22 protein-coding genes are annotated in these 23,536 nt (G+C 66.1%); 8 read left to right on the plus strand and 14 right to left on the minus strand.

What is annotated here, in order from left to right; genetic code table 11:
• Positions 1-177: 177 nt before the first annotated feature.
• The 9 genes from AC1MH0_RS12140 to gltX all read right to left on the minus strand — a co-directional run bounded on the left by AC1MH0_RS12140 (position 178) and on the right by gltX (position 6,962).
• A complete protein-coding gene (locus AC1MH0_RS12140; protein WP_480962988.1) occupies positions 178-375 on the minus strand; it encodes a DUF4169 family protein in 198 nt (65 codons plus the stop codon).
• On the minus strand, positions 368-913 hold the full coding sequence (locus AC1MH0_RS12145) for a GNAT family N-acetyltransferase (RefSeq protein ID WP_480962989.1): 546 nt from the start codon (positions 911-913) through the stop codon (positions 368-370). The genes AC1MH0_RS12140 and AC1MH0_RS12145 overlap by 8 nt, the downstream gene beginning before the upstream one ends.
• Positions 910-1,332: a 6,7-dimethyl-8-ribityllumazine synthase gene (gene ribH, locus AC1MH0_RS12150; RefSeq protein WP_056064133.1), complete on the minus strand. Its 423-nt coding sequence runs from the start codon at positions 1,330-1,332 to the stop codon at positions 910-912. The genes AC1MH0_RS12145 and ribH overlap by 4 nt, the downstream gene beginning before the upstream one ends.
• The gene (ribB, locus tag AC1MH0_RS12155) at positions 1,332-2,486 is read right to left on the minus strand and encodes a 3,4-dihydroxy-2-butanone-4-phosphate synthase (RefSeq protein WP_480962990.1); all 1,155 of its coding nucleotides are present in this window, start codon (positions 2,484-2,486) and stop codon (positions 1,332-1,334) included. Before ribB ends, ribH begins: the two co-directional genes overlap by 1 nt.
• The gene (locus AC1MH0_RS12160) at positions 2,470-3,081 is read right to left on the minus strand and encodes a riboflavin synthase (RefSeq protein ID WP_056487850.1); all 612 of its coding nucleotides are present in this window, start codon (positions 3,079-3,081) and stop codon (positions 2,470-2,472) included. Before AC1MH0_RS12160 ends, ribB begins: the two co-directional genes overlap by 17 nt.
• Entirely contained in the window at positions 3,081-4,040 is a 960-nt protein-coding gene (ribD, locus tag AC1MH0_RS12165) for a bifunctional diaminohydroxyphosphoribosylaminopyrimidine deaminase/5-amino-6-(5-phosphoribosylamino)uracil reductase RibD (protein ID WP_480962991.1), read from the minus strand. The genes AC1MH0_RS12160 and ribD overlap by 1 nt, the downstream gene beginning before the upstream one ends.
• Before the next feature lie 20 nt (positions 4,041-4,060).
• On the minus strand, positions 4,061-4,408 hold the full coding sequence (locus tag AC1MH0_RS12170) for a hypothetical protein (RefSeq protein ID WP_480962992.1): 348 nt from the start codon (positions 4,406-4,408) through the stop codon (positions 4,061-4,063).
• A gap of 55 nt (positions 4,409-4,463) precedes the next feature.
• Positions 4,464-5,129 (minus strand): energy transducer TonB, encoded by a 666-nt coding sequence (locus AC1MH0_RS12175; RefSeq protein WP_480962993.1) that lies wholly within the window; start codon positions 5,127-5,129, stop codon positions 4,464-4,466.
• 507 nt (positions 5,130-5,636) lie between these two features.
• A complete protein-coding gene (gltX, locus tag AC1MH0_RS12180; RefSeq protein WP_480962994.1) occupies positions 5,637-6,962 on the minus strand; it encodes a glutamate--tRNA ligase in 1,326 nt (441 codons plus the stop codon).
• A 97-nt stretch (positions 6,963-7,059) separates the two neighbouring features.
• On the opposite strand from gltX, the gene AC1MH0_RS12185 reads away from it, so the two are divergent.
• Positions 7,060-7,998 carry a ribose-phosphate pyrophosphokinase gene (locus tag AC1MH0_RS12185; protein WP_056064113.1) on the plus strand — a complete coding sequence of 313 codons (939 nt, stop codon included), beginning with the start codon at positions 7,060-7,062 and terminating at the stop codon, positions 7,996-7,998.
• A gap of 205 nt (positions 7,999-8,203) precedes the next feature.
• On the opposite strand, the gene AC1MH0_RS12190 is transcribed toward AC1MH0_RS12185, so the two are convergent.
• The gene (locus tag AC1MH0_RS12190) at positions 8,204-8,533 is read right to left on the minus strand and encodes a PilZ domain-containing protein (protein ID WP_056064110.1); all 330 of its coding nucleotides are present in this window, start codon (positions 8,531-8,533) and stop codon (positions 8,204-8,206) included.
• A gap of 340 nt (positions 8,534-8,873) precedes the next feature.
• On the opposite strand from AC1MH0_RS12190, the gene sucC reads away from it, so the two are divergent.
• The 5 genes from sucC to AC1MH0_RS12215 all read left to right on the plus strand — a co-directional run bounded on the left by sucC (position 8,874) and on the right by AC1MH0_RS12215 (position 14,671).
• On the plus strand, positions 8,874-10,076 hold the full coding sequence (gene sucC / locus AC1MH0_RS12195) for an ADP-forming succinate--CoA ligase subunit beta (protein WP_056053980.1): 1,203 nt from the start codon (positions 8,874-8,876) through the stop codon (positions 10,074-10,076).
• Positions 10,077-10,299: 223 nt separating this feature from the next.
• Positions 10,300-11,046 carry an electron transfer flavoprotein subunit beta/FixA family protein gene (locus tag AC1MH0_RS12200; protein ID WP_056064107.1) on the plus strand — a complete coding sequence of 249 codons (747 nt, stop codon included), beginning with the start codon at positions 10,300-10,302 and terminating at the stop codon, positions 11,044-11,046.
• Positions 11,047-11,160: 114 nt separating this feature from the next.
• Positions 11,161-12,090, plus strand: a complete 930-nt coding sequence (locus tag AC1MH0_RS12205) for an electron transfer flavoprotein subunit alpha/FixB family protein (protein WP_480962995.1) — start codon at positions 11,161-11,163, stop codon at positions 12,088-12,090.
• A gap of 493 nt (positions 12,091-12,583) precedes the next feature.
• The gene (locus AC1MH0_RS12210; protein WP_480962996.1) at positions 12,584-13,330 is read left to right on the plus strand and encodes an energy transducer TonB; all 747 of its coding nucleotides are present in this window, start codon (positions 12,584-12,586) and stop codon (positions 13,328-13,330) included.
• Between the two features lie 111 nt (positions 13,331-13,441).
• Positions 13,442-14,671 carry a dipeptidase gene (locus AC1MH0_RS12215; RefSeq protein ID WP_480962997.1) on the plus strand — a complete coding sequence of 410 codons (1,230 nt, stop codon included), beginning with the start codon at positions 13,442-13,444 and terminating at the stop codon, positions 14,669-14,671.
• A gap of 143 nt (positions 14,672-14,814) precedes the next feature.
• Here AC1MH0_RS12215 and AC1MH0_RS12220 read toward each other — a convergent pair whose 3' ends face one another.
• The gene (locus tag AC1MH0_RS12220; protein WP_480962998.1) at positions 14,815-16,047 is read right to left on the minus strand and encodes an MFS transporter; all 1,233 of its coding nucleotides are present in this window, start codon (positions 16,045-16,047) and stop codon (positions 14,815-14,817) included.
• The gene (locus AC1MH0_RS12225; RefSeq protein ID WP_480962999.1) at positions 16,037-17,041 is read right to left on the minus strand and encodes a histone deacetylase family protein; all 1,005 of its coding nucleotides are present in this window, start codon (positions 17,039-17,041) and stop codon (positions 16,037-16,039) included. Before AC1MH0_RS12225 ends, AC1MH0_RS12220 begins: the two co-directional genes overlap by 11 nt.
• A gap of 329 nt (positions 17,042-17,370) precedes the next feature.
• On the opposite strand from AC1MH0_RS12225, the gene AC1MH0_RS12230 reads away from it, so the two are divergent.
• Positions 17,371-18,600 carry a hypothetical protein gene (locus tag AC1MH0_RS12230; protein WP_480963000.1) on the plus strand — a complete coding sequence of 410 codons (1,230 nt, stop codon included), beginning with the start codon at positions 17,371-17,373 and terminating at the stop codon, positions 18,598-18,600.
• Positions 18,601-18,645: 45 nt separating this feature from the next.
• Here AC1MH0_RS12230 and AC1MH0_RS12235 read toward each other — a convergent pair whose 3' ends face one another.
• A complete protein-coding gene (locus AC1MH0_RS12235; protein ID WP_480963001.1) occupies positions 18,646-20,211 on the minus strand; it encodes a lysine--tRNA ligase in 1,566 nt (521 codons plus the stop codon).
• A 57-nt stretch (positions 20,212-20,268) separates the two neighbouring features.
• On the minus strand, positions 20,269-20,574 hold the full coding sequence (locus AC1MH0_RS12240; RefSeq protein WP_480963002.1) for a hypothetical protein: 306 nt from the start codon (positions 20,572-20,574) through the stop codon (positions 20,269-20,271).
• A gap of 262 nt (positions 20,575-20,836) precedes the next feature.
• Here AC1MH0_RS12240 and AC1MH0_RS12245 point away from each other — a divergent pair, with 262 nt between their 5' ends.
• Positions 20,837-23,536 carry an ATP-dependent DNA helicase gene (locus tag AC1MH0_RS12245; RefSeq protein WP_480963003.1) on the plus strand — a complete coding sequence of 900 codons (2,700 nt, stop codon included), beginning with the start codon at positions 20,837-20,839 and terminating at the stop codon, positions 23,534-23,536.

Below are 23,536 nucleotides of genomic sequence, written 5' to 3' on the forward strand. Positions count from 1 at the left end.
TGGCACCGAAGGTGACGGAGGGGGCGGACACGGATCAGCGGTTACCCTTACCTCCCCCTCCGTCAGGCTAACGCCTGCCACCTCCCCCTGGCGGGGGAGGATTACGGCCGGACGTTGGTTCGGTCTGGCGCTCGCTAGGGTGGGACACGTAGCAACCATCTAAGGGTGAGGGTAAGGTTATTCCTCAAGCGCGTCGGAAGTGGAATCTAGCTTCGCGCCATCGAGCGTCTTCTCCACCCGAGCCTTCCCGGAGGCATCCGCAGCCTTCTCCGCCGCAGTCCGCCCGAACATCCGCCGGTTCCGATCCGCCCGCACCGAAGCCTCGGCCCGAGCCCGCTGCTTCCGCGCGAGTCGCAGGTTGATCACGTCACCCACGCCCGGCCCTCCGCACCCGCCAGTCGTCAGCACTCTGGCCCCAATCGTCGACCGGCAGCGATTCGAGCGGCGGGGGGAGTTTAGTTGGGCCGCGATTAGTAGACCCGAGCCGTTGCGCGAGCGCGATCGACTCGGCGTTGTCGGGTGCGATGGTATGGATGATATCGGTCCAGCCGAGCACGTCCACCGCATAGTCGATCGTCGCCGTCGCAGCCTCGCGCGCGAACCCGCGACCGGCGAACTGCGATGCGAGTCCCCAGCCGATTTCCGTACCCGGCCAGTCTTCGGGCTGCCACGGACCGACGCGGCCGATCCATTCGCCGGTATCGCGCAGCGTCACCGCGAACATCGAGAAGCCACGGATGCTCCATGCACCCGCCATGGCGCACAGCCCGCGCCAGGCGACGCTGCGCGACTGCACGCCGCCAAGATAGCGCATCGTGACGGGATCGGCGTGGAACGCACACCAATCCTCGGCGTCCTCCGGTCCCAAGGGCCGGAGCAACAAGCGCTCCGTCAGGAGCGCCGGCGCGGTCATGCGATGAAGCGGTCCTTGAGTGCCAGCATGGCCAGCGCCGCGTTGGCTGCGCCGCCGCCCTTGTCACCCTCGGTGGGCTTGGCACGCGTGAGCGCCTGCGCCTCGTTCTCGGTGGTCAGGATGCCGTTGCCGATCGGCAGGCCGTCCATCGTAAGCTGCATGATCCCGCGTGCGCTCTCGCCCGCGACGATCTCGAAATGATAGGTCTCGCCGCGGATCACGACGCCCAGCGCGACATAGGCGTCGAACGTCTCGCTCTCGGCCGCCAGCGCTATCGCGCCGGGGACTTCGAGCGCGCCGGGCACGGTGATCGTCTCGTGCGTGTGGCCGGCGGCTTCGATTGCGGCCTTCGCGCCTTCGACCAGCAGGTCGTTGAGGTGATCGTAGAACCGGGCTTCGACGATGAGGAGATGTGCCATCAGTTGCTCTTTTCCGTGTTCAGGGACGCGATCGGGCGCTCGCCGACGATCGACAGGCCATAGCCGTCGAGGCCGACCAGCGTGTGATGCGTGTTGGTGATCAGCACCATGTCGTGGACGCCCAGTTCGGTCAGGATCATCGCGCCGACGCCGTAGTCGCGCAATTCCTCCATGTCCGGGGTGATCTCTGCACCGGCCTTCTTCATCACCGCCGAGGTGAAGGTGTTGCTGCGGGGCCGGTTGATGACGACGATCACGCCCGCGCCCTCGTCCGCGATCATCTGCATCGAGCGCGCGAGGATGCGGCCGCGATCGCCCGACTCGCCGAAGATGTCCGCGAATGGCGACAGTGCGTGCATGCGGACGAGCGTCGGCTGGGCGGGGTCGATCTTGCCCTTGACCAGCGCGACCTGCTCGGTGCCGGTCGCCTTGTTCCAGAACGTCAGCGCGCTCCAGTCGCCACCCCATTCGGAGGTGAACTTCGCCTCCGCGCGCTTCTCGACAAGGTGATCGTGGCGGCGGCGATACGCGATCAGGTCGCGGATCGTGCCGATCTTGACGTTGTGGAACTGCGCGAAGGTGACGAGATCGTCCATCCGCGCCATCGTGCCGTCCTCGTTCATGATCTCGCAGATCACGCCCGAGGGATTAAGCCCGGCGAGGCGCGCGACGTCGACCGCAGCCTCGGTATGGCCGGCGCGGATCAGCACGCCGCCGTCGCGCGCGACCAGCGGAAAGACGTGGCCGGGGGTGACGATGTCCGGCTTGCCCTTGGTCGCATCGACCGCCACCGCGATGGTGCGCGCGCGATCCGCGGCCGAGATACCCGTCGTGACGCCTTCGAGCGCCTCGATCGACACGGTGAACGCGGTCTCGTGCCGCGTGCCGTTGTTGCGGCTCATCAGTTCGAGACCGAGTTCCTCGGTGCGATCCCTGGTCAGCGCAAGGCAGATCAGGCCGCGACCGAACTTCGCCATGAAGTTGATCTTCTCGGGCGTCGCCATCTGCGCGGGGATGACGAGATCGCCCTCGTTCTCGCGGTCCTCGTCGTCGACCAGGATGAACATCCGGCCGTTGCGCGCCTCGTCGATGATCTCTTCGGGGCTCGACAGGTAGCCGTGCTTGAGACGGGCGAGTTCAGCTGGCTTTGACACGGTAATGCTCCATGCGTTGGAGATAGCGGGCGAGGACGTCGATCTCGATATTGACCGACTGCCCCATCTGGATCGTCCCGAGCGTGGTGACCGCCCAGGTATGCGGGATGATGTTGAGGCCGAACTCGACCTCGCCGTCGATGTCGCGCACCGTGTTTACGGTCAGCGAGACCCCGTCGATCGTCACCGAACCCTTGGGTGCGATGAACGGCGCGATGTCGGCCCCGGCGCGGATGGTGACGCGGTGCGATCCGCCTTCCTCCGCCAACGCGACGACGGTGCCGAGGCCGTCGACATGGCCCGTGACGATATGGCCGCCGAGCTCGTCGCCGAGCTTCATCGCGCGTTCGAGGTTGAACTTGCGACCCTCGGTCCACTGGTCCTTGGCCGTGCGGCTGATCGTCTCGCCGGAGACGTCGACCGCGAACCAGTTGGGCCCCTTGTCGACCACGGTCAGGCAGACGCCCGAACAGGAGATCGACGCGCCGAGATCGACGGTGGCGGTATCATAGGCGGTGCTCACGACTACACGCGTATCGCCGGGCGATTCCACGGTTGTGACGGTGCCGATGTCGGTGACGATTCCGGTGAACATTATGCCTCGTTTCGTTCGCGCTCGTAGACCTCGAGCCGGTCCATGCCAAGTTGCCGCGCATCGACGATCGCCCACCGACCATGTGCTTTAGTCAGGTCGGTGAGACCGATGTCGCGGAGTGCGGGCTTGCCGCCGCCGATCAGGATCGGGGCGCGGTAGAGAAGGAGCCGGTCGATCAGATCTGCCGCGAGGAACGCCGACGCTACGGCCGCGCCGCCTTCGACGAGGATGTGGTCGACGCCGGGAAGGGTGGCGATGTCGTGCGGTGCGGCGATGACGGTCCAGCCGGGCAGGTCTTTGACGGTCGCGGATAAAAGCACGCGCATCGGTCCGCGAGCTTCCAGCCCCGGTAGCCGCACGTCGAGTCGCGGCGCATCGGCGTCATACGTGCCACGACCGACGAGGATTGCTTCGTGCCGACTCCGCTCGAGATGTGCGTGGGCGCGCGCTTGCTGACCGGTGATCCAGCGACTCGACCCGTCTGCCATCGCGATGCACCCGTCGAGCGACGTCGCGAGCTTCAGCGTAACGTGGGGGCGGCCGCGCGCCTGCCGGGTGAGAAAGCCGGCCATCGAACGTCTGGCTTCGTTCGCGCGAACACCGCGCGTCACGGCGATGCCAGCGGCCCCCAGCCGGGCAAAACCCTGGCCTGCCGTTCGTGCGTCGGGGTCTTCGAGGGCGGCAACGACACCCGCAACGCCTGCCTCGATCAGCAAGTCGCTACAGGCTGGCCCGCGCGGGGACCGATGCGCGCACGGTTCCAGCGTAACGTACGCCGTAGCCCCCGCCGATTTCGCACCGGCCTCGGCCAACGCCATCGCCTCGGCATGCGGTCGTCCGCCCGTCTGCGTCCAGCCGCGCCCGACGACGCGACCCTCGCGTACGATCACGCAGCCGACATTCGGATTGGGGGCGGTCCGTCCACGCCCGCGCTCGGCGAGTGCCAACGCGGCGCCCATCCAGCGGGTATCGACTCGGGTCAGATCCCCATGGCCTTCAGCTTGTCGTCGAGCCGCTTGAACGACTCGCGCTGGGCATCCTCGCGAGCCTTCTGCTCGGCCATCGCCTTCGCCTTGATCGGTGCATCGATCTTCTGCTGCGCGACGATCTGCGCATCGGTGCGATCCGCCGACCATTGCTCGACATAAATGATCTTCGGGCGGTATTCCTTCTCGACGTACGAGTCCTTCATGAACGCGTAGATCAGGAAGCTGGTGACGCCGAGCGCAGCGACGAGAAAGATGAGCTCGTACGGCCGGCGTTGGCTGAGGAAGAGCCGCAGGTCGCGATAGGCGACGATCGGCGTGAAACGACTGAAAAAGCCCATGCGCGCCAAGATAGGGGGGCGGAGCCGGCTAGGCCAGCCCCGCACCCCTCAAGCTTTAGTTCTGAAGCACAAACGTCAGCGACATCGATCGCCACGCCTCGACCGGAACGCCGTCGCGGGTCGCCGGCCGGAACCGCCACTTCGCCAGCGCGCGATCAAGCGTCGCGCGGTAGAAGGCGTCGGTGGTCGCGCTGACCCGCTCGACCTGTTTTACGCGACCGTCGGTCCCGACCAGCACGCGCACGACGACCTTGCCTTCGCGTTCGGCACGGCGTTCCTCGGACGGGTAGTTCGGCTGGAAATCGGCGGCATAGCGCGGGTCGACGCCGGGCTGGACGAACACCGGCGTCGGCTTCGGCGGATCGACCGCGACGGTGCCGGTTCCCGTGCCTTCGACGCCGATCGGCGGCGTGTAGGGAAGCGGATCGGGGGCGACGGTGAAGCCTTCGGCCTGCGGGATCTGCACCACCGTAATCGGCGCATCGGGACGCGGGGCAGGGCGCGGTTGCTGACGGGTCAGCGGGTCGGCGGGCGGCACCGGCTCGGGCGGCGGTGGCGGGGTGTACGGCACATAGGTGATGAGCGGCGGGTCGGGCGTGAAGGGCAGCACGCTCGGTGCCGCGAAGAACAAGGCTCCGATTACCGCGCTATTGATCGCCAGCGCAACGCCAAGGCTTCCGGGATTGAATCCGCCCGTCCGGTTCAGTCGATCCGCGTACATTACCGTCTCCTTCGCTTCTCCTCGAGGATGGCGGCGAGATAGGTACCGCCGATTGGGATGGTACATCATTACATTCTGGGGGCAAGAGGTTTGGGGAAGGGGGCATGCACTCCAGAGCGGCGTCCGATCTGCCCGGTGACATTTGCCAAACGGAGGACACCGCGGACTGGTTTGACCTCCGGTTCGGCTAGTCGTTCAGCGCTGCCCGGCGACAATGCACCACCCCGGCGGAGGCCGGGGCCCAATCGGGGGACGTTGCTAACTTAGACCTGTGCTTCGTTACCGCGGCCTACTCAATTGGGCCCCGGCCTTCGCCGGGGTGGAGGTAGGGAAGGACGGTGCTTCTTCCGACCGACTGCAACGTGACCACCGGCACAGTATTGTCTGCTGTGATCAATTCCACCGCGAGCCCGCCCCTCCTTGTTCTCCCGCGAAGGCGGGAGCCCAGACTGGACTCCCGCCTTCGCGGGAGAACATGCTTTTTTGGGCGACCTTCAGGGAGCTAGATCAACGCGCCGCGAATCGCTCCAACGCCCCCTCCCGCCCGATCAGCGGCAGCAATGCCGCCATGTCCGGCCCATGATCGCGCCCGGTCAACGCCCGCCGCAGCGGCAGGAACAAAGCCTTCCCCTTGCGCCCCGTCTCCGTCTTCAACCGAGCCGTCAGCGCGTGCCAAGGATCGCTCGACCAGTCGATCTCCCCAGCCGCCACCAGCGCCTGATCGAGATACGCCGCATCGATGTCGCCCTCGACGGCAACCGGCCCCTCGATCACGCCCCACCAATCCGCCGCATCCGCCAGCGTCACGAGGTTCGGCCGCACCGCCTCCCACGCCGCCGCATCCATGCCCTCGGGCAATCGCTCGGCCACCGCCTCATACGGCAGCGCATGCAGGATGCGTGCGTTCAACGCCGCCAGTTCCGCCTCGTCGAACCGCGCCGGCGCGCGCCCGAACCGCGCAAAGTCGAACCCCGCGATCAGCGGCGCGGCGTCGGCGATCGGCTCGACCGGATCGCTAGTCCCGATCCGCGCCAGTAGCGCACGCACCGCCTGAGGCTCGATCCCCACCTCGCGGAAATGATCGACGCCGAGCGACCCGAGCCGCTTCGACAGCTTGCCCTCCGCCCCCGTCAGCAAAGCCTCATGCGCGAACCGCGGCGGCGCGACGCCAAGCGCGGCGAACATCTGCAACTGGAGCGCGGTGTTCGACACGTGATCCTCGCCCCGCACCACATGCGTCACGCCCATCTCGGCATCGTCGATCGCGGACGGCAGCATGTACAGCCACGATCCGTCCGCGCGCCGGATGACAGGATCGCTCATCGTCCTGGCGTCGAAATGCTGTGGCCCGCGGATAAGGTCGTCCCAGTCGATCGCCGAGTCGTGATCGAGCTTGAACCGCCAATGCGGGCGCACGCCGTCCGCCTCCAGTTTCGCCCGCGCGTCGTCGTCCAACGCCAGCGCGGCGCGGTCGTAGATCGGCGGCAACCCGCGCCCAGCCTGGATCTTGCGCTTCAGGTCGAGCTCCTGCGTGGTCTCGTACGCGGAATACACGTGCCCGCTCGCGACCAGCGCCGCGAACCGCGCCTCGTACAAAGCGAACCGCGCCGACTGCCGCTCCTCCGCATCCGGCGTCATCCCGAGCCAGTCGAGATCGGCACGGATAGCGTCGACGAACCGCTCTTCGCTGCGTTCTGGATCGGTATCGTCGATCCGCAGCACGAACTTGCCGCCATTGGCCCGCGCGAACATCCAGTTGTGGAGCGCGGTGCGGATATTGCCGACATGCAGCCGGCCGGTGGGCGAGGGGGCGAAACGAGTGATCACGGTCATCCTGCCGCTGTACGGAGCGGCGCGGCGACGGGCAAACCCTTCCACCACGCGATTCGTGCGCCTAAGGGGTGCGGAATATCGAGCGGGAAATAGCTTCATGAAACTGATGACCGGCAATTCGAACCTGCCGCTGGCGCAGGAAATCTCCGCCTATCTCGAGATCCCGCTGACCGACGTCAGCGTGCGACGGTTCGCCGACGAGGAGGTCTTCGTCGAGATCAACGAGAACGTCCGCGGCGAGGACGTGTTCGTGATCCAGTCGACCGGCTATCCCGCCAACGACAACCTCATGGAACTGCTCATCATGATCGACGCGCTGAAGCGTGCGTCGGCGCGGCGCATCACCGCGGTGATCCCGTACATGGGCTATGCGCGACAAGACCGAAAGCCGGGCCCCCGGACTCCGATCTCGGCCAAGCTGGTCGCCAATTTGATCACGGTCGCGGGCGCGAACCGCGTGCTGTCGGTCGACCTGCATGCCGGGCAGATCCAGGGATTCTTCGATATCCCGACCGACAATCTCTACGCCGCGCCGGTGATGTCGGCGGACATCCTTGCGCGCTTCAAGGGCAAGAACCTGATGGTGGTGTCGCCTGACGTCGGGGGCGTGGTGCGCGCGCGCGTGCTCGCCAAGCGACTCGACAACGCCCCGCTCGCGATCGTCGACAAGCGCCGCGAGCGCGCCGGCGAGTCGGAGGTGATGAACATCATCGGCGAAGTCGAAGGGCGCTTCTGCATCCTGGTGGACGATATCGTCGATTCGGCCGGGACGCTGTGCAACGCGGCGGCGGCGTTGAAGGAAGCGGGTGCCGAGGATGTCGTGGCGTATGTCACGCACGGCGTGTTGTCGGGTGGGGCAGTGGCCCGAGTCGAGGGCTCGGAACTCCGCGAACTGGTGATCACCGATTCGATCGGGAATCACGAAGTGATCAAGGACGCGCACGGCAAGATCCGCCACCTCCAGATCGCGCCGTTGCTGGGCGAGGCGATCAAGCGGATTGCAGATGAGACTAGCGTGTCGAGCCTGTTCGACTGACGGGCGCAGGCGCGGCACCGTCCGCGCCGATGCTTACAGAAGCGAGCAGCGACCGACAGGGCCGGCGATCGGCTAACGTCAAACCGTCCGACGGTGGCCTTGCCGACGTCTAGCTGTTTTCCTGCGAACGCAGGAACCCAGGGTAATCAATAGCGGGGCTGAGTAATCCTAGGCTCCTGCGTTCGCAGGAGAACACGCTTGCGTCCTATCGCTGCGACAACGCTACAATATGCTCGAACACCGCCGGGTGTAGCGGTTTCGCGAAGGCACAGCCATATTTGAACTTGTCGCGCCACGCGACCACGGCCTCGAGCGCCGCCAACCCCGGCAATGTCAGCCACACGACCGTCCCCGGCCACAGCGTAAAGCTCGTCTCCGCGCGAAAGCCCGAGAGCGACAGATCCGTCACCTCGATCTCGAATCGCGTCTGGCCCCGGTCGCGCAAATGCGCGCGCATCTTGACGGCCTTGCGTAGCGCCTGACGGAGCTCCTCGCCGGTCGGTTCGGCGGGGGGGATGGGGACGGGCTGTGTCATGTCCGGAACACTGCTCCCCAAGTGGTTACTAATCTCCAAACGCCTTACGATTCGGCCGCTTGAGGTTTGGCCGCGCGTGGCTGGGCGAATGCACCATTGGCACCGGCAAAGTGGGTTCGGGACGCAAGGATGCGGAGTCGGATCGCCATGGTCCTGCTGTAGAGGGAGCGGAGCGCGACGCAAAAGGAATTGCTTTAGATCAGGCCACTCGCGGTCGCTAAATTGATCTAATGATAACGACACGCAACTGCAAATGCCTTAAGGGTGGATTTGCTGGCCGCCCTGTGCTTTACGCCCAACCAATTCCCGAGTTTCCTAAAAATTGCGTGGAGCCTTCCCGATGAACATCCATGAATACCAGGCCAAGGAACTGCTGGCCAAGTTCGGCGTCCCCGTGCCTGCCGGTTTCGCGGCACTGACCGTCGAGGAGGCCGTCGAGGCCTCGAAGAAGCTTCCCGGACCGCTCTATGTCGTCAAGGCGCAGATCCACGCCGGCGGCCGCGGCAAGGGCAAGTTCGTCGAGCTCGGCCCCGATGCCAAGGGCGGCGTTCGCCTCGCCAAGACCGAGGACGAGGTTCGCGCGGCCGCGACCGACATGCTCGGCAACACGCTCGTCACGATCCAGACGGGTGACGCGGGCAAGCAGGTCAACCGCCTGTACGTCACCGACGGCGTCGACATCGACAAGGAATTCTACCTCGCCCTGACCCTCAACCGCACCACCGGCCGGGTGATGATGGTCGTTTCGACCGAAGGCGGCATGGACATCGAGGCGGTCGCGCACGACACGCCCGAGAAGATCCAGTCGATCGACATCGACCAGGCGACCGGCTTCATGCCGCATCACGGCCGCGCCGTCGCTGCCGCACTGAAGCTGACCGGCGATCTCGCCAAGCAGGCCGCGAACACCGCGTCGAAGCTGTATGACGCGTTCATGGGCACCGATGCCGAGCAGATCGAAATCAACCCGCTCGCGGTCACCAACGACGGCAAGCTGATGGTGCTCGACGCGAAGGTCGCATTCGACGGCAACGCGCTGTTCCGCCACAAGGACCTGCTCGAACTGCGCGACGAGACCGAGGAAGATCCCGCCGAGCTCGAGGCGTCGAAGTACGACCTCGCCTATATCAAGCTCGATGGCGACATCGGCTGCATGGTCAACGGCGCGGGCCTCGCGATGGCGACGATGGACATCATCAAGCTGAACGGCATGTTCCCCGCCAACTTCCTCGACGTCGGCGGCGGCGCCAACAAGGAGAAGGTGACGGCGGCGTTCAAGATCATCCTCGCGGATCCGAACGTGAAGGGCATCCTCGTCAACATCTTCGGCGGCATCATGAAGTGCGACATCATCGCCGACGGCATCGTCGCCGCGGCGAAGGAAGTGAACCTCTCGGTGCCGCTCGTCGTCCGCCTCGAGGGCACGAATGTGGAGAAGGGCAAGGAGATCCTGGCGAACTCCGGCCTCGCGATCGTCCCGGCGAACGACCTTGGCGATGCCGCGAAGAAGATCGTCGCGGAAGTGCAGAAGGTCGCGGCGTAAGCCCGACGGATCGCCCATACTGATCTTGCGAAAAGCGGGGCTCGGGCGGAAACGTCCGGGCCCTTTTTCGTTGGTAGCGCAACCGGTCGGGCGGGGTGGTCGCGGTGACGCTACGGCATAGCGATGAATCCGTACCGCACTTGCGAAAATGGCTTGAAACAGCCATCTGTCGCCCCAACGCCCAGTTGGCGAAACGAATAGATTCACCTTGGAAGGAACGTCGATGAAGGTGCTGGTGCCGGTCAAGCGCGTGCTTGACTACAACGTGAAGCCTCGCGTGAAGGCGGACGGAACGGGCGTCGATCTGGCGAACGTCAAGATGAGCATGAACCCGTTCGACGAGATCGCGGTCGAAGAGGCGATCCGCCTCAAGGACAAGGGCGTCACTGAGATCGTCGTCGTCTCGATCGGCGAGCAGAAGAGCCAGGAAACGCTTCGCACCGCGCTCGCGATGGGTGCCGACCGTGCGATCCTCGTCGTCAGCGAGACCAAGGTCGAGCCGCTCGGCGTCGCCAAGATCCTCGCCAAGATCGTCGAGGAGGAAAAGCCCGACCTCGTGATCCTCGGCAAGCAGGCGATCGACGACGACAACAACCAGACCGGGCAGATGCTCGCCGGCCTCCTGAACTGGGGCCAGGGCACGTTCGCGTCGAAGGTCGAGATCGCCGATGGCTCGGTCAACGTGACGCGCGAAGTCGATGGCGGTGCGGAGACGGACACGCTCAAGCTCCCTGCGATCATCACCACCGATCTTCGCCTCAACGAGCCGCGCTATGCCTCGCTGCCGAACATCATGAAGGCGAAGTCGAAGCCGATGGCGCAGAAGACGCCGGCCGATTTCGGCGTCGACGTGACGCCGCGCCTGACCACGCTGAAGGTGGTCGAACCCGCCAAGCGCTCGGCCGGGATCAAGGTCGCCGACGTCGACGCGCTGGTCGGCAAGCTCAAGGAAATGGGCGTCGCCAAGTAATCTGGGGATGATCCCCACCCCCGTTCGTGCTGAGCGAAGTTGAAGCACCGACGCGGGAGATGCCCTTCGACTTCGCTCAGGGCGAACGGACAAGGGATTGCAGGAGTTCATGATATGAAGACATTGGTTTGGGTCGAACATGACGGTCAGGCCGTCAAGGATGCTACGCTGTCGGCGGTCACAGCCGCGTCGCAGCTCGGCGAAGTCCATCTGCTGGTCGTTGGTCAGGGCGTCGACGGTGTCGCCGCCGAAGCCGCCAAGATCGCCGGCGTCGGCAAGGTGCATGTCGCCGACGACACCGCGTTCGCGCATGCGCTCGCCGAGAACGTTGCGCCCCTGATCGTCGAACTGATGGGCACGCACGATGCGTTCGTCGCGCCGTCGACCACGCACGGCAAGAACATCGCGCCGCGCGTCGCCGCGCTGCTCGACGTCATGCAGATCAGCGACATCCTGTCGGTCGAGAGCGAAGACACGTTCACGCGGCCGATCTATGCCGGCAATGCGATCGCGACGGTGCAGTCGACCGACGCGAAGAAGGTCATCACGGTCCGCGGCACGGCATTCGCCAAGGCTGCGACCGAGGGTGGCTCGGGCGAGATCGAAGCTGTCGCGTCGACCGGCGACAAGGGTCTGTCGACCTTCGCCGGCTCGGAGATCGCGAAGAACGAGCGTCCCGAGCTGACGAGCGCGAAGATCATCGTCTCGGGCGGCCGTGCGCTGGCTTCGAGCGAGCAGTTCCATGCGACGATCGATCCGCTCGCGGACAAGCTAGGCGCCGGTGTCGGTGCCTCGCGCGCCGCGGTCGACGCAGGCTACGCGCCGAACGACTATCAGGTCGGCCAGACCGGCAAGATCGTCGCGCCGGAAGTGTATGTCGCGGTGGGCATCTCGGGCGCGATCCAGCATCTTGCGGGGATGAAGGACTCGAAGGTCATCATCGCGATCAACAAGGACGAGGACGCACCGATCTTCCAGGTCGCGGACATCGGCCTGGTCGGCGATCTGTTCAAGATCGTGCCGGAGTTGACGGCGAAGCTGTAGGCGAAAGCCGATGCGCAAGGCGAAGCCTAGCGCAACAGCTAGCCCGGCCGGCGGCGCCTCAGTGCCGACCGACGACGCGGGATTTACCCCCGCGTCGCGCGCCATGAACGGGCGGTGCGACTTGGTCGCGCCGCCCGTTTCTATGTCTGCCGAACATGAAGGTCTGCGGATGTCGAACCGATACGCCGACAAACTGAAGCGTGTTGCGCTTAAGCGGGCACCACCCCGGCGAAGGCCGGGGCCCAGTTGGGCGACGTCGCTCATGGAGCGTAGCGCTACGTTACTGCGACCTTTCCAACTGGGCCCCGGCCTTCGCCGGGGTGGTGGATTTGAGATTGGCAGCCGATATCTCTCGACGACCACGCTTCACCTGCGGCCCAGTCCATCCGCGCAGGAGTTCCAGAACCAAAGGCGCTCTCGGTCCGGTACGGCCCGCTCGCCAGACGTCTGCCACCCCGTTGCCGCCCACCACACGCCTCCCCAATTAGCCTGCATGTACGGCGTCCACTCGAACCCGCGCGACCGCCTGATATCCGCGGCCAGTGCCGCGCTTCTCTGCGCCGTCATCGGTTACGCGCTGATCCTGGGTCTCGGCGTCAGCATCCCCACCGCGATCCCCAACGCCCTGAAGACGTTCACGGTCGGCCCTAAACCACCCCCACCACCGCCCGAAAAGATCATCCCCCGTCCAGCGAAGAGCCACCGTCCCGAAGGCGCAGCCTCCCCCGCGAACCTGCGCTCTAAGGCGACCGAACTCGTCGTTCCCAAGTCGATCGTCCCCCCGATCGTCCCACCACCCCTAGTTATCACGGCCCTCAAGCCCGGCCCGGGCAGCGACGCAACGACAGGCGCCGCCCCGACACCCGGACCCGGCAAAGGCGCGGGCGGCGAGGGCAACGGCACCGGCAGCGGGCGCTCGGGAAATGGCGACGGCGACGGTGGCGAGGAGACGCAGCCCCGCCTCATCAAGGGCCGTTTCAAGAACAAGGACTTCCCCAATGCCGAGGCGGTGATCGGCGCCGGTGGCGTCGTTGGCGTACGCTACACGGTCGAGACCGACGGCAGCGTCACGCACTGCATGGTCACGCGCTCCAGCGGCAATGCGGTACTCGACGCGACCACCTGCCGCTTGATCGAGTTGCGCTTCCGCTACCGCCCCTGGCTCGACGCCGTTGGCCGCCCGGTTCGCTCGACCGTCGTCCACAACCAGGAATGGGTGAACCAACTCGGGCCCCGTTAGCGCTCGGGGTTCCGGGCCGCGCCACGCAGCGATCTGCGCGGAGATCGCTCAAGGCTTGTCCATCGGCACGAGGTCCCGCACTATGTCATGTCAGAGCCCGGGGGGAATGAGATGATCGCTGCAATCCTGTTGCTGGCCGCGCAGGCGAGCCCGGACGCTGCGTTTTACCGCCGTGTCGAGCGCGTCCTCGAGCGGAGCCCGGTGATCGACGGGCATAACGACCTCGCCTGGGAGATACGCGAGTTGCACGATGCTAAGGTGGAGGCGGTCGATCTTTCCGTCGACACCGCGCGGCTGCCGAACCCGCTCCAGACCGATATTCCCCGCCTGCGCAAGGGCCATGTCGGCGGCCAGTTCTGGTCGGTCTACATCCCCGCCGACGCGCCCGAGCCGGTGAGGACGACGCTGGAGGAGATCGACATCGTCCGCCGCTTCGTCGCGGCGAACCCGGCGATTTTCGAGCTTGCCACGACTGCCACGGATATCCGCCGGATCGAGAAGGCGGGACGGATCGCGTCGTTGATCGGCGTCGAGGGCGGGCATCAGATCGACGGGCGGTTGTCGGTGTTGCGGCAATATCGCGCGCTCGGCGTCGCCTATATGACGCTGACGCACGGCAAGAGCCTCAACTGGGCGGACAGCTCGACCGACGCGCCACGCGCAAACGGGCTCAGCGTGTTCGGGCGGCAGGTGGTGGCCGAGATGAACCGCATCGGCATGATCGTCGACGTCAGCCATGTCTCGGACGCGACGATGGCCGCTGCGCTTGCCGCGACCAAGGCGCCGGTGATCGCCTCGCACTCGAGCGCGCGAGCGATCGCCGACGCGCCGCGCAATATCCCGGACCACCTACTCCGCGCGATCGGCGCGAACGGGGGCGTGGTGATGGTGAACTTCTACCCGTCCTTCCTGTCGGGCGAGTGGCGGGCGTGGGACGTCGCGCGCTCGGCTTATGCGAAGTCGGTTGGCGTACCCGCGAACGTCTACGGTGCGAAATCCCCTGCGCCTCTGGTCACCTGGGACGCGGGGCATCCGGAGCCGCAGGTCACCGCCGCGACGGTCGCCGATCATGTCGAGCACATTGCGACGATCGCAGGCCACGACCATGTCGGGATCGGCGGCGATTTCGACGGGATCCAGGGGACGGGTCCGATCGGGCTGAAGGGCGTCGACGGCTATCCGCTGTTGTTCGCGGAACTGGCGCGGCGGGGGTGGAGCGATGGCGACCTCTCCAACCTGTCCGGTGGCAACGTGCTGCGCGTCATGGAGCGGGTCGAAGCCGTCGCGAAGGGCATGGTGGGGATGCCGCCGGTCGATGCGACCGATGTAGCGTCGCGATAGACGGGGGAGCAAATCCGGACCTCTTCTCCCCTCCCTGGAAGGGAGGGGCGGGGTGGGTCAGGTTCCGCGAATTCCAGGGCTCTGGTGACTCGAACTGGCCAACCCGCCCCCAGCCCCTCCCTTTCAGGGGGGGAAGTCGCTGCTCAGGGATCGGGCATCCGCTGCGGCGCCGGTGGCTCGACCACCAGTGGCGGCACCGTGCGCAGCGCCAGCCCGATCCCCAGCGCCGCTATGCCTAGCAACAGGCAAAACGCCGTAACGCCCGGCCAGCCGGCATGCGTCCAGGCTAATCCACCGGCCGACCCCAGCACGCTCGACCCCATGTAATAGAAGAACAGATAGAACGCCGCTGCCTGGCCGCGCGAACCCTGTGCGCGCCGCCCGACCCAGGCGCTCGCGATCGAATGCGCGCCGAAGAAGCCCACCGTAACCACAGCGATCCCCGCGATCACCAGCACCAGCGGCTGCATCGCGGTCAGCGCAACGCCGGCGATCAGCAGCACGACCGGGACCCAGAAGACCTTTCGCCGCCCAAGCCGCCCCGCGAGCGTGCCGAACTTCGCCGAACTCACCGAACCGAGCACGTACAGCAGGAACACGCCGCCGACCGCTGCCTGGCTGAGGCCGTAGGGCGGGCTCATCAACCGGAAGCCCGCATAATTATAGACGGTGACGAACACGCCCATCAGCAGGAACGCCTCGAGATACAGCAGTGGCATCGCGCGGTCGGTGAACAGCGACGCGGCGCTTCGCAGCAGCGCGCCCGGCCGCCCGACGCTCGGCGTGAAATTGCGCGAAAGTGGCGCAAGCCGGCGGAACGCCTCCGCCATCGCCAGCCCCGCGACACCGACCGCGGCGAGCGCCCAGCGCCAGCCTTCGAGATCCGCGACGACGCTCACGACCAGCCGCCCGGCCATGCCCCCAAGCGCGCTGCCCGCGATATACAGCCCCATTGCGGCGCCGACCGAGCTCGCATCGACCTCCTCCGCGACATAGGCCATCGCTACCGCCGGCACACCCGCGAGCGCGACTCCGGTCAGGAAGCGCAGCACGAGCAACCCGCTCCACCCCGGCACGATCGCCGCCGCCAGCGTCAGCGCACCCGCCGCGAACATCGCCGCGATCATCAGCGGTCGCCTACCGACGCGGTCGGACACGAACCCCGCGAATAGGATGCCGATCGCCAGTGGTCCGGTCGCCAGCGACACCGCCAGCGATGCGCCTTCCGCGGTCAGCCCGAACTGCGCGGCGAACAGCGGCAGCAACGGCTGCACCGAATACAGCAGCGAGAAGGTCGAGAACCCCGCGAACAGCATCGCCAGCGTCAGCCGGCGATAGGCTGGCGTACCGGTCGCGATCGGCGTTTCAGAACCCACCAAGGAAACTCGCGACGTTGTGCCCCAGCGCGTCGACCGCGTAGCCGCCTTCCATGACGATGACCGTCGGCCAGCCGCGTGCCGCGATATCGGCGGCGAGCACCGCATAGTCGGGCGTGGTCAGCGCGAAGTGCGAGATCGGATCGCCCTCCCACGTATCCGCGCCGAAGCTGACGACCAGCAGGCCGGGATCGAACGCTGCGATCGCGTCGAGCGCATCGGTCTGTGCCGCACGGAAGGCATCGATCGTCGTGCCGTGCGGGAGGGGGAGGTTCAGCGTGGTGCCAAGTCCTTCGCCTTCGCCGGTCTCGTCGGCATGACCCCAGTAGAACGGGTAGTCGGTCTTCGGATCGGCATGGACCGAGGCGTAGAACACGTCGCTTCGGGCATAGAAGATGTCCTGCGTGCCGTTGCCGTGGTGATAGTCGATGTCGAGGATCGCGACGCGCGCGACGCCGGCGTCGTGCGCGGCCTGCGCGGCGATTGCGGCAGTGTTGAGGTGGCAATATCCCCCGCAATAATCGGCGCCGGCGTGATGGCCGGGCGGGCGGCACAGCGCGAATGCCGCGCGGTCACCGTCCAGGACCACGTGGGTCGCGGCGAGCGCGGACTGCGCGCTGCCATAGGAGGCTGCCCAGGCCTCGGGCGTGATCGGCGTCGTCGCATCGAAGCTGTGCGCACCGATCAGCGCGTCGATCCGGGTAAGGTCGAGCGGACGGCGACCACGGATCGGGAAGGTGTAGGGGATCGCATCGCCCTCGCGCCCCACCTCGCGCCACACCCGCGCGGCGTCTTTCAGGAAGGCGACATAGGCGGGGGAGTGCACCGCGAGGATCGGCGCCTCGCCCCGGTCCTCCGGCGCCACGACCGGCCCCGACGCACCCAGGATCGCATCGACCCGCGCGGGCGTCTCCGCGTAGGCGGTGAACGCGCCGTTATGCAGTTCGCGCGCGGGCGCATGGGTCCGCTGGGCCTCGTCGAAGAACAGCCGCATTTCTTGCTTCCCTTGCCTACGCGTCATGGTGACAGAACCGATGGATCGTTTTGAAGGTCCCCATCGGCACGCATGCCGCAGTTCGGCGGTTGGCGGAACGTCTTCATCAGGGGAATGGGGCCTTCCGGTTTAGGGCCGTACGCTGATAGATCCGCACCGAATTGGGGCTTCAACTGCGTAAGCTTGTGCATCGACCGATGCTCGGATTTCCGGCGTTCTTCAGTCCCTGCAGAAGCCGCGTCTCCGTCAGAAACCCGAGGGACAACGCAGGAACGCTCACGCTCATCGAAAGCAGTTGAAATCGAAAAAACTGACCGTTAGCATTCAATATGCGCCGACGTGTTCCAGATACGAAAACACGCAGAAACATTGCTGCGATCTTCGTTGCTTTACTCGGTTCGTGCGCAACAGATCAAACCGGCATGTTGGGTCAGCGCGTCATACTCTCACCGCCATTCGAGGTCGTCCAGGCTAATACTCTGCCTACCATGATCTCTTGGAAGTTAGATAGCCTGTCGAAAATCGATCCAGACCATCCAATCGTACCGGATGGCGACACGCAGACACTCAGTTTATTCGGGCGCGAGGATCTGATCGCAGCGTCCAGCGACGATTACAAGCCGACGAACTGCCTACCATTTGCCCCGATAACGATGACGACGACAGCGCCGGTAGATGAGATAGTCCGTCGAGCCGCACAGACTTCCATAGTCATTATCAACGAAAGCCATGAACGATCGCGTGACCGCTGGTTCACTGCGGAAGTGGCACGACACCTGCGCCCATTGGGCTACGACACGTTGGGGCTGGAAACGCTGTCGAACCCGCCGGCAAACGTACCGCAGCGATATCTGCCCCCGCTGCTTGGCCATCCGGACCTGCCCTATCTTTCCGATGACGACGGCCATTATTCTTCAGAAGCGGGCTATGGGCGGCTCGGGCGGCAGGCCAAGGCCCTTGGTTATCGCTTTTTGCCGTATGAGGACAATATCCACAACGAGCCGAGCAAGGGCATCAGTCGGAGCCAGCAAATTGCTCTACGCGAAGAAGCGCAGGCCAACAATCTGGCAGCATTCGTAAAGGGCCACCCGGCTTCCAAGTTGCTGATTCACGTCGGCTATTCGCATGCAGCCGAAGTTCCCCGGGCCGATGATCAGAGATGGATGGCTGCACGGCTGAAAGAAAAAACCGGCGTTGATCCTCTTACTATCTCACAAACGACATGCCGGGGCGGTAGCGAAACCACGCGACTGGCGACCCTGCCCTCGGACCAACCTGCCGGATCGTTCGATCTGATCATCGACCACCCAACCGAGCGGTTCGCGCGCGGACGGCCCGATTGGCGTCAGATGGCAGGCGACAGGGTCGTAACCATCCCCCGCACATTGCGACCGACAAAGGGGTGGCGTGTGGTCGAGGCCCGCCCCTTGGGCGAGCCGGATACTTCGGTCCCGGTCGATCGAGTAGCAATTCGTCCAGGTGAGGACATCGGTCTGCTATTGCCGTCGGGACGCTACCATGTTCGCGCGATCGACGTGGCTTATTCCGACGGCAAGTAGGCCTCAACGTTCGGGTTCGGGTTCGGGAGGAGTGAGGGTGAAGCTCTACCGCGCCAATGCTTCCGCGATCAGTTTCCGCGAGTTCTCGACGCCGTACAGCGCGATGAAGCTGCCCATCCGCGGACCCTGCTCGGACCCAAGCAACGTCTCGTACAGCGCCTTGAACCAGTCGCGCAGGTTCTCGAACCCGCCGGTCTTGCCGATCTCGTAGACGATGTTCTGGATATCCTCCGCGCTCGCGTCCGCGGGCAACGCCGCGAGTTCTGCATCCAGCCGCTCCAGCGCCGCGACCTCGACACCCTCGGGCGCGCGGCGCTTCAGCGTCGGCGCGACGAAATCGCGGCTGTAGGCGAGCGCATAGCCGATCAGCCGGTCGAGCTCGGGGTATTTGTCCGCCGACGCATCGGGCACGTAATTCGCGAGATAGCCCCAGACCTGCTCCTTGCTCGCATCGCCCATCACCCCGACGAGATTGAGGAGCAGCCCGAACGTCACCGGCAGCTCGCCGGTCGGCAGCTTGCCGTCATGGATGTGATGGACCGGGTTACCGAGCCGCTGCTTCAGGTCCTGGCCCGCATAATTGCCGCGGAACTGCCAATATTCGTCCACCGCGCGCGGGATAACGCCCATGTGCAGCGACTTCGCCTTCTTGGGCTCGCGGTATGCGTAGAACGCCAGCGATTCCTCGGGGCCGTAGGTCAGCCACTGCTCGAGGCTCAGCCCATTGCCCTTGGACTTCGAGATCTTTTCGCCATTCTCGTCGAGGAACATCTCGTAGTTGAAGCCCTCGGGCGGCCGACCGCCTAGCACGCGCGCGATCTTCGACGACTGGGTGACCGAATCGATAAGGTCCTTGCCCGCCATCTCGTAATCGACGCCTAGCGCGACCCAGCGCATCGCCCAGTCGACCTTCCACTGTAGCTTGGCCTTACCGCCCAGCACGCTCTGCTCGATCCGTTGGCCTTCGTCTTCGAATGCGATCAAGCCTGCCTCGGCGTCGATCACCTCGATCGGCACCTGAAGCACGATGCCGCTGGTCGGCGAGATCGGTAGCACCGGCGAATAGGTTGCGCGACGTTCTGCCCGCAGCGTCGGGAGCATCACGTCCTGGATGCCCTGGAAGTGGCGGAGCACACCCTTCAACGCCTCGTCGAAGCGGCCGGACGTGTAATATTCGGTAGACGACGCGAACTCGTAGTCGAAGCCGTAGCGGTCGAGGAATTCGCGCAGGATTGCGTTGTTATGCGCGGCAAAGCTCGAATGCGTGCCGAATGGATCGGGAATCTGCGTCAGCGGTTTGCCGAGATGTTCGCGCAGCATGTCGCCGTTGGGGACGTTGTCCGGAACTTTCCGAAGACCGTCCATGTCGTCGGAGAACGCGATCAGCCGCGTCGGCGTGTCGCTCAGCGCATGGAAGGCGTTGCGCACCATCGTCGTGCGCAGCACCTCGTTGAACGTGCCGATATGCGGCAGGCCCGACGGTCCGTAGCCCGTCTCGAACAGCACCGGATCGCCCGACTTGCCGTTCGGATACCGCTTGAGGAGTTTGCGCGCCTCCTCGTACGGCCAGGCTTTGGACTCGAGGGCGGCGGTGCGGATGTCATCGGTCATGATGCAGCGCGACTAGCGCCTGCGCTCGCGTCCGTCACCCCCACCGCCGCCTGCGTCTTAGCGGCAACGATCCTTCGCGGTGATCGTCCGGTCGACCGCACGGCCACCGAGCGCACCCGCCGCGCCACCAGCCAGCGTGCCGAGCAGCCCGCCGCCGACCGCATTGCCGAGCACCGCACCGCCGACGCCGCCTGCGACAAGACCGGTCGTGCCGCTCGAATGGCGGCAACGCTTGGCGCGGTAGCGACGGTCATGCCCGCGATATTCGCGCTTCGAGCGTGCTTCGGCCTTGCCCGCGGGAATCACGGTAGCCGCCGGGATTGCGAGCGAAAGCGCGCTCAGCGCCATGAGAAACTTCCGCATGATGATCGTCCCTGTTGATGTAGGTAAAGTTCGGTATCGATGAGTGCGCAACGCACGTGGACCGTGCCGGTTGCGTAACGGCCGATATGGGTGAGTTTGTTGGTGGAGGTTTGCACAACCGCGAGGTGTGCAGCACATCAGGCTGAAACCGCCGAAAGCGTGTTTCCCCGCGAAGGCGGGGATCCAGACTGGGCTCCCGCCTTCGCGGGAGGACAAGCAGCGAGAGGTTGCCCTTTCGTTCTCATTGCAGCAAGGTCGCGCGGTGCTTCGCTATCCTGCCCTCCACGCCAGCCACGCCGGCATCTGGATCGCGAACGCCGAGAGCGCGCGTCCGATCGGACGGGGCGAGGCGATCCGGATCGCGGCCGATACGCCGGTCGTCATGCTCAACGCGCCGCTAGTTGGGCAGCGACTCGGCTATCCCGACCTGTCGGGGCTCGACCTGCTCGAACTCTACGCGTTCCTCCGCCCCGCACAGTTCGCCGTGCCGACGCCGAAGGGGATTGCGCGGGTTACCGGGCTCGACGTGCCGAGCGAGGATGCCGCGGTTGCACCGTTTCTGCTGCGTGCGGCCGAGGCAATGCTGGCGCTTACCGATGGCGACTGGCCCGAGCGCGAGGGCGCGTGGACCGCGGCGCAGTCGCTGTTCCGCCTCCGCTGGCCCTGGGCGCCGGTCGTTGCCGAGCGATTGAAGAAACCCGCGGTCAACGAACGCTGGCTGTTCTCGTCGCTCCCCGAATGGGAGGAGCACGCGCCGCGACCCGCTCCGCGTACCGTGACAATCGAGCCGGGGGATGCGGAGGCGCGGCTTGTCGACCTCACCGGCCACGGCGCCGAGGAACGTCCCGGCCAGCGCGCCTACGCCGGCGCCGCCACCGCTGCGTTCGCGCCGCGGGCGATGCGCGACACGCCCAATCTTGTCCTCGCTGAAGCCGGCACCGGGATCGGCAAGACGCTCGGCTACCTCGCGCCCGCCTCGCTGTGGGCGGAGAAGGCCGGCGGCGCGGTATGGATCTCGACCTACACTAAGACGCTGCAACGCCAACTCGGCCAGGAAACCGCACGCCTCTATCCCGACGCCGCGATCCGCAAGGCGAAGGTCGTCACGCGGAAGGGGCGCGAGAATTACCTTTGCCTGCTGAACCTGGAGGACGCGCTGCAAGGCGGGTTCGCCGGTCGCGCGGCGATTCTCGCGCACCTCGTCGCGCGCTGGGCCGCGTATAGCGCCGACGGCGACATGGTCGGTGGCGACCTGCCCGGCTGGCTTCCGACGCTGTTCCGCCGCAACGGCTCGACCGCGCTGACCGACCGGCGCGGCGAGTGCGTGTACGCGGGCTGCCCGCACTACCGGAAATGCTTCATCGAGCGCGCCGCCCGCGCCTCGTCCGACGCCGACATCGTCATCGCCAACCACGCGCTGGTGATGGTCAACGCCGCCAGAGGGCGCGAGCTCGCAACCCGGCCGACGCGCTACGTGTTCGACGAGGGGCATCACATCTTCGACGCAGCCGATTCGATGTTTGCGACCGCGCTGACCGGTGCGGAGACGATCGAACTACGCCGCTGGATCCTCGGCCCCGAATCGACCGGTCGCGGGCGGCGGCGGGGGCTCGCCGCACGCCTGTCCGATCTCGCCAGCTATGACGAACAGGGTGCGCGGGCGATCAGCGATGCGGTGACGGCGGCGGGGGCGCTGGCGTCCGACGGCTGGCTGCAACGCCTCGGCGAGGGTGCGCCGTTTGGGCCGATCGAGACGTTGCTCGCCGCCGTTCGCGGGCTGACCTACGCGCGGGCCGAACAACCGGGCGACGCGGGGTATGGTTTGGAGACCGAACTCGCAGAACCAGACGCCACGCTGATTGACGCCGCTGCGCCCGCCGCCGCAGCACTCGACGCACTCGTCCGCCCGCTCGTCACGCTCGGCCGCCGCCTCGAAGCCGTGCTCGCCGAAGCGCCCGATTGGATGGACGCGCCCGCCCGCGCGCGAGTCGAGGGTGCGATCGCCTCGATCGGCTGGCGCGCCGAGACGGTGGCGTCGTGGCTGTCGCTGCTCGCGCGCGTCGGCGGGCCGGTCGATGGCGATTTCGTCGACTGGCTCGCGGTCGACCGGATCGAAGGGCGCGAGTTCGATATCGGCCTCCACCGCCACTGGCTCGATCCGACCCGGCCGTTCGCCGAGATCGTCCTGAAGCCCGCGCACGGTGCACTGGTTACCTCGGCGACTCTCACCGGCGGCGGTGACTGGGAGGTCGCAGAAGCCCGCACCGGTGCGCCGCATCTCCTGCGCCCAGCCGCCCGGTTCGAGGCGAAGAGCCCGTTCGACTATACGCGCCAGGCCGAAGTCCTGATCGTCACCGACGTTAAACGCGGCGATATCGGCGCGCTCGCCAATGCCTATGGGCAGCTGATCGTCGCCAGTCGCGGCGGCACGCTCGGACTGTTCACGGCGATCCGGCGTCTGCGCGGCGTGCATGGGCGCATCGCCGATCGACTCGCGCGCGAAGGCCTGCCGCTCCACGCACAGCACGTCGATCCGATCGATACCGGCACGCTGGTCGACATCTTCCGAGACGATCCGGGGGCATCGTTGCTCGGCACCGATGCACTGCGCGACGGCGTCGACGTGCCCGGCGAGTCGCTGCGGCTTGTCGTGATGGAGGGCGTGCCCTGGGCGAAACCTTCCGTTCTGCATGCCGCACGCAGGCTCGCGGGCGGCGGTTCGGCGTATGACGACCGGCTCGTGCGCGCGCGCCTCGCGCAGGCGTTCGGCCGTCTTATCCGCCGCGCCGACGATTCCGGGGTGTTCGTGATGCTGTCCGCCGCGATGCCCTCGCGCCTGCTCAGCGCGTTCCCCCCGGGCGTGCCGATCGCGCGCGTCACGCTCGAAGAAGCGGTGGCCCGAGTCGCAAGCCGGCTTTCCTCGCGAGCGTCGGTAGGGCATGAAAGCCGCGAACCGGCTTGA

Source organism: Sphingomonas sp. AP28 (genome assembly GCF_056680455.1).